General features: G+C 48.7%; 2 protein-coding genes. One reads left to right on the top strand and one right to left on the bottom strand.

The features are described from left to right. Nucleotides 1–132 precede the first annotated feature (132 nt). A complete protein-coding gene (locus tag KJ970_11045; GenBank protein MBU2691452.1) occupies nt 133–3,135 on the top strand; it encodes a S8 family serine peptidase in 3,003 nt (1,000 codons plus the stop codon). Nucleotides 3,136–3,192: 57 nt separating this feature from the next. Here KJ970_11045 and KJ970_11040 read toward each other — a convergent pair. Continuing rightward, the coding region (locus tag KJ970_11040; protein ID MBU2691451.1) for a formylglycine-generating enzyme family protein at nt 3,193–5,321 on the bottom strand (2,129 nt) is incomplete at its 5' end.

Raw genomic sequence — 5,321 nt, 5'->3', positions numbered from 1 at the left:
GAAATGAGACTGGTAATAGTTCTGCTTGTCCTTTGTGCATTTGTATCAAGCTCATTTGCTGGGATTAATGAAGGCGGGGTTCTTGTCGTTCACCATGACCCCCAGCTGGTCTACTCAGCCTCATGCGGGGATATGACCCTCCCAGGAGATTGCAGCCAACTCAATCCAACCGCAGCCGCCGATGGCACTCCCCAGAAATGGTTTGTGATCGCCGCCTTTCCCGATGATGTATCTGATCGACTCAACACGATCACTTTTGGGCTCGGACAATATGATCCGGAGGACTTGGCGATGGGCAGCTGGGGGCCATGTGACATTATTGGATCTCCCTTAGAAGTCGCCACGGCTAACTGGCCTGATCCCGGTGAGGGAACAGCAGTGAGTTGGGCGCCGGATTGCCTGGGTGGAGAACTGGTTCCGGTGTATTGGTTTCTGACCTATGCCTATTCGAATGAGACGATTCCTCTCACGGAGCATCCGACTCATGGCGGCACCTTCGTTGATTGCTCCGCCTCGCCACTATCAGATGAGATAACAGATTATGGCGTGATGGGCTTTGGCGTTGTCGGTAGCAATCCCTGTCCTGGCGGATTAGATGGAGGTGAGGATGGAGGCGAAGGAGACAATCCGCCAACCGAAGCATTCACCATTTTCCCAGAGGTCATTGATACTATGGTTGGTTGCTGGAGTTTCGTATGCAACAGCAATGGCGATAGCCACGTTGAGAACATGGCTCTTATCATTGATGGTGAAGAGTATTCACCAACTAGTATAATTCACTCTGAGACATATACGACATTGTGGAACTTTGATTTTCCTAAACATACATCGCCAAAGGCCGCAGTTCTTCGTATTAATTGCTCTGGCAGCCAAGATACAGAGCGGAATCTAGAGATTGTTTACGATTCGACTGGAATATTGCCAGCCGCCGCAATTATTCAAGGGCGCGTTTCCATTCATGTGCGGCCTGGCCATCTGAAGTATACACCAGGCGCGCAATATCGCACTTTACCAGAACTTTCCGGATCAGATGACGATTTAATGGCCAGACTCGCACAACTTGGCGTTTATAAAATTAGAAAGACACTATTTTGGGAAAGCGATATTCCTGTACCTATCTCCACCGACAATGGGGATATCATGCCTGATAGCTCACTTTTTCGTAGCTACGTAATCGATCTTGACCCAGCCCTTTGTGAACAGGCAGTCGCCCAGGTTCTATCACGCCTTCCCGCCATTATCGATGCCAGCGTGACTCTGTCTGAGGAAGAGTTTCTTGTGTGTGACGGTGAAATCGGTGACCCGCATTACGACGACCAATGGAATTTAATGTCTCCTGAGGATTCCGTCACGTACGGGATTCGTGCAAATCGCGCCTGGTGTCTTACGAGAGGATCAGGTCAGAGAATCGGTATTATCGATAGGGCAGTTCATATTGATCATCCAGATTTAGCGGACAATTTTGATGGCGGAGAAACCGGTGATCCACAAAGTGATCACGGGACAATTGTGACTTCCATAGCCGTCGCGAGCGATAATGGCATAGGAATGGTCGGTGCGGCGCCGGATGCGAAATTTTACACTATTAATATCGAATTAGGCGGAGGCATCGAAGCCATCACATCAGCATTTTATAGAGCATCTCTTAGTTTATCCGCAGGCGATGTAGCTGTTAATTGCGTTGGCACGGGAATCCCTCTTGGGGAAGATCCCAACGACTACCCTTCAATTGTGGATCTCAAGGCCGCCGTCACCCAACTCGTCCAGGGCGCCCAAATACCTCTTTTCACACCAAGTCGTCATTATTATAGTGGCATTTATGAGGACTATGCTCAATCCTTCCCTGCATCCTGGGATCGATCGAGTTCTGATGATCTTGTTCTTTCAGTTGGCGGATCAGACCAGGACGGAGACCACATTTATCCTGTCGACACTGCAGATATTCTTGCGCCACTAGCAAACCTATGGGCATGCAATTCTACAGACTGGACCTTCTGGGAGTATTATTACGTCGAATCATCTTCAATGGCCGCCCCCCATGTCGCAGCTGTCGCGGCCATGGTGCAAGATATGGCTGATTTCCCGATGACGCCTTCCGAAATGTATGATCATCTTTGCAATACTGCAACCAATGGAATTGTGGATGCATTTGAGGCTGTTGATATGGAGACTCCAATCAATCCAATTGCCAATTTCACCTGCACCCCTGCCAATCAATCCGTAATCCTAGAGTGGGATCTTTTAGATGTTGGTGACATAGATCTTTGGGGATTTGCCATCTATGACAAGCCGACCTGCTGGGGACCTTATGATTACAGAATGTATATTAATCTTGACGACCCTCAGTATGCTTACAATGATCACTATACTGTTCCAATTCCGGCATTTTACGATAGAGAGTATACTTTCCGCCTTAAAACCGACCCTTCTATGCAAACGTGCTATGGAACGTGCATACCATTGAATGGACAAGATGCTACGCCAGTGCCTTCAGCTCCATTAAATCCCAGCGTTGTTTCTGATGGAAATTCTGCAATTATATCATGCGGATTGTGGAAAGGCCCAGGTATCGATTATGATCAGATCGAGTATTGGGTATATCGGTGGCCTGGGGACTTTATTCCGGACTGTGAAGAAGGTGCGGGAGGTGGTGCAGGAACTTACATTGGTAAATGTTGGTATCCGGAAGATGGGTGCGGTTTTCCCCCGGCCCGTGTCTGTTATACTGATGAATCTCCTCCCGGGATGCAGTGCGCCTATCGAATTAGAACTGCGTGGAGAGACGGCTCGAATCACACCGGTTTAGTAGTAAATAATGGCCCAATCTCGGATGACTTAATTTTTGATATCTCAGGAATAAATGAAATGGTTATGTCTCAGCAGGATTCGGCCCTTCGGTGCTGGCCAAATCCAATATGGGGTTCAGGTCGAGTTAATTTTGAGATAACAAACTCAAGAGATGGCATGATTGAAATGTTTTGCCCCTCTGGTCGTCTTATACGCAGAATGATGGTTACTAACGATTTGAATCAGGCTTCATTTAACATTGAACATCTTCCCAGTGGCGTATACTACCTCAAAATGTCCGATGATTCCGGTCCGGTGGATGCGCAGAAACTAGTCATCGTTCATTAACATCCGGACCGGAACAGAACCGAACTGCTCAGGGCCTGCCCCCTTTCAGCGCGGGCTTTACGGCGCACTCGCGGTCCTGGCGATTCGGAAGCCGAGGTCATTGCTGGCAGAATCAGCGATGCGACCGTACCGATTTGCGCATTGCAGCATGCCGTATGTCTTACTCCAACTACCACCACGGTGGACGCGATTAATCTTACCGGTCGGACCTAGCGGATCTACTTCCGGATTCGTCCCCAGCATGCACTCGTGCCCGTCATTGCACCACTCGTGCACATTTCCCGCCATATCGGACAGGCCCAGAGCCCCCGGGGCATCCGGATAGCTCCCTACCGGAGCAGTCCAGCCAACACAGGTTGTGGGCCAAACCAGTATGTAGTTCGCTTGACTGCAATCCGGGTCCTCATTCCCCCATGGATAGATTCGCCCATCATCGAACTGAGCCGCAAATTCCCACTCCGCATCTGTTGGGAGGCGGTAGCCTTCCACGCCGTATGGATCTCCCCCATTGCAGGACCAGTCGCCTGTGTGCTCATAAGCCCGAGGAAGTCCCTCAAGCAGATTCAGCCAGTCGCAATATCGCGCCGCACCATACCAACTTACCAATTTTACTGGGTGATTGGATGGATCATATCCCTCAGGATAGGCATCCTGCGCCTCATACGATTGTGATTCACGCAAATAAAATGTCCCAGCACCATCAAACAGGATTTCGGTATTGGTACCGTCAATAACCAGGAGGGGCAGACTGCCCCAATCCAGGTTGTCCAAGACCCAACTGTCCGCAACCGTTACATGCCCATGGTCATATGCCCACTGGAGCGCTTCCAAGTACTCCTGGTTTGTCACCTCATGCTGACCTAAATAGAAATCGCGCGTCAGCGTCACCTCGCGTTCGTCTTCACCGCAGTATGAATATCCATCACCCATGATGAAGCTACCTGCCGACACCTGTATCATTGGTGGTGGACTAGGGCCCGGATATTCTTCGATGTAGATTCCTTCGAATGTCAATGTATCACCAGCGATTAATGTTAGTTCTGTATTCCTAAATGGGGTAATCCAACCGCCAATGTCGTCCCACGAGATAATATAGTCACCGGAAACCATATCCGGGAAAGTCATTGCTCCTTCCCCACTCCAGACTCCATCATCGGGACCGTTTAAAACCCATTGCGCATTTAACCAAGTGGGGTGCGGGTTGACAACAACCGCGCCCGAATCGACGATATAATTTCCAGAAAACACCAGTGTATCCACAAGATCGAGTGTCTCTGATTCCTGATCGGGTGTAATCCATCCGTCAACTTCTAACCAGGTTATCGTATACTCACCCGTATCAAGTTCGTGAAATGTTTGGTCGCCGCTACTGACTTCTTGGTATCCGTGAGGACCCGATAAACTCCAAGGCGCATCGATATCATCTGGAGAGGAATCAACTATTATTGTCCCGATATTTTGGATGTATAATCCTTTAAATGTTAGGGATGAATCAGCAACTAGCGTCTTGTTCTCGCTTGGGGGCGATATCCAGCCAGGTAATTCTTCCCATATGATGGCATAGTATCCATACTCAAGATCAACAAGTGTCGTGTCACCATTGCTACTGTTTCGATACCAGTTAGGACCAACAAGGCTCCACGGTGCCTCGATGTAATCGGGCGAGGGATCGATGAAAATCACTCCGGTATCCTCAACATAGTTTCCAATGAATACTAAGGTGGAATCTGGCAGAAGCGTCTTCGTCTCGCTTGCAGGCTCTACCCACCCCAAAACTGGTAGCCATGTTATTGTATAGTCACCAAATGCCAGACCGCCCAAAGTCATATCACCGATTTCGTCCAGGCTGTAATTGTTGGGTCCAGTGAGTGTCCAAGGCATATACGACTCATCTATGGCTGAATCAATGACAATGAAAATCACACCAGAATTTTCTATATAATCCCCGGAAAACGTAACCATTGAGTCTGAAACCAAAGACTTCATCTCGCTTAAAGGAGTAGCCCAACCGGTTATATCACCCCACGTCACTGTGTAATCACCTATTTTCATATTTGACAGAAGCGTGTCAACATTGCCATCTTCTTCATAGTTGTTTGGGCCAGTTAACGTCCACAGTGCATTTATACTATCTGGATTAAGATTAATCGCGATCGTGCCAAAGATCTCAGATGGGTCTGTAGTTT

The sequence above is a fragment of the Candidatus Eisenbacteria bacterium genome (assembly GCA_018831195.1).
Lineage (GTDB): Bacteria > Eisenbacteria > RBG-16-71-46 > CAIMUX01 > JAHJDP01 > JAHJDP01.
This window is presented reverse-complemented; position numbering and strand designations above follow the sequence as displayed.

Excerpts from the sequence above, each read along its gene's own strand:
- KJ970_11045 (MBU2691452.1), top strand. The coding sequence starts at position 133 with ATGACCCTCCCAGGAGATTGCAGCCAACTCAATCCAACCGCAGCCGCC.